Consider the following 1,815-nt stretch of genomic DNA (forward strand, 5'->3'; position numbering starts at 1 on the left):
GGACATCGGCCGTCCGGGCGCGGGCGTGTGCCCGGTGCGCGGACACTCGAACGTGCAGGGCGACCGCACGATGGGCATCTTCGAGCGGCCCGCGCCCGCCTTCCTGGACGCCCTGGAGAAGGAGTTCGGCTTCGCGCCGCCGCGCGAGCACGGCCTGGACGTCGTGCGCGCGATCGAGGCGCTGCGCGACGGCAAGGCGAAGGTGTTCTTCGCGATGGGCGGCAATTTCGTGGCGGCCTCGCCCGACACGGAGGTGACGGAGGCGGCCATGCGCAAGGCCCGCCTGACCGTCCACGTGTCGACGAAGCTGAACCGCTCGCACGCCGTCACGGGCGCGCGTGCGCTGATCCTGCCGACGCTGGGGCGCACCGAGCGGGACTTGCAGGTCGGCCCGAACGGGAAAAGCACAGAGCAGTTCGTGACCGTCGAGGACTCGATGGGCATGGTGCACGCCTCGCGCGGCCGGCTGGAGCCCGCGAGCCCGCATCTGCTCTCCGAGCCGGCCATCGTGTGCCGTCTCGCCCGCCGCGTCCTGGGTGCCGGATCGGCCACGCCCTGGGAGGAGTTCGAGAAGGACTACGCCACGGTGCGCGACCGCATCGCACGCGTGATCCCCGGCTTCGAGGACTTCAACGCGCGCGTGGCCGACCCCGCGGGCTTCGCCCTGCCGCACGCCCCGCGCGACGAGCGCCGCTTCCCCACGGCCACCGGCAAGGCGAACTTCACCGCGGCGCCGGTCGAGTTCCCCGCCCTGCCCGAGGGACGGCTGCTGCTGCAGACGCTGCGCTCGCACGACCAGTACAACACCACGATCTACGGCCTCGACGACCGCTACCGGGGCATCAAGAACGGCCGCCGGGTCGTCCTGGTCAACCCCGACGACGCCCGCGACCTCGGCCTCGCCGACGGGTCGTACGCGGACCTGGTCAGCGAGTGGAAGGACGGCGTCGAGCGGCGCGCGCCCGGCTTCCGGATCGTGCACTATCCGACGGCCCGCGGCTGCGCGGCCGCGTACTACCCGGAGACGAACGTCCTGATCCCGCTGGACGCGACGGCCGACACCAGCAACACCCCCGCCAGCAAGTCCGTGGTCGTGCGCCTGGAACAATCGGGGACCGACTGAGCGTTCGCTCAGCGACTGGTGAGGACGACGAACGGAGCCGGCCCATGGGCGAGCAGCACAGCGTGAAGTTCCCGCAGGAGGTCATCGACGAGTACGCGGCGCTCGGCATCGACCTGCCCGCCCTGTTCTCCGCGGGCGATCTGGGCGTCCGGATGGGCGTCCAGATCGTCGAGGCCTCCGCCGACCGTGTCGTCGGCACGATGCCGGTGGAGGGCAACACCCAGCCCTACGGCCTGCTGCACGGCGGCGCGTCCGCCGTCCTGGCCGAGACCCTGGGTTCGGTCGGCTCGATGCTGCACGGCGGGAGCAAGAAGCTCGCCGTCGGCGTCGACCTGAACTGCACGCACCACCGCGCCGCGCGTTCGGGCCTGGTCACCGGCGTGGCGACGCCCGTGCACCGGGGCCGCTCGACGGCGACGTACGAGATCGTCATCACCGACGAGCAGGACAAGCGGGTGTGCACCGCGCGGCTGACCCGCCTGGCCTACGTCGCCAAGGACGGCACACCCCGGGCCATTCCGATCGCCTTCGTCTGGAACGGCACGGAAATCGTCATGTGCACACCGCGGAACGCCCCGAAACTGCCGGCCCTGCGCCAGAACCCGATGGTCGCCCTGACGATCGACACCGAGGTGCACCCGCCGATGATCCTGCTCATCCGCGGTCGGGCCGAGCTGGACCTCGTCGACGGC

Annotated in this window: 2 protein-coding genes; both read left to right on the plus strand. The window is 71.7% G+C overall.

Going from position 1 to position 1,815, the window contains the following annotated elements:
* Positions 1 to 1,123, plus strand: a 1,123-nt coding sequence (locus tag ACQKIP_RS46560) for a molybdopterin dinucleotide binding domain-containing protein (RefSeq protein ID WP_427745774.1), incomplete at its 5' end; no start/stop codon positions are given.
* Between the two features lie 44 nt (positions 1,124 to 1,167).
* The coding region (locus ACQKIP_RS46565) for a hotdog fold thioesterase (protein WP_427745775.1) at positions 1,168 to 1,815 on the plus strand (648 nt) is incomplete at its 3' end.

The organism is Streptomyces sp. NPDC059900, assembly GCF_050270335.1.
GTDB lineage: Bacteria > Actinomycetota > Actinomycetes > Streptomycetales > Streptomycetaceae > Streptomyces.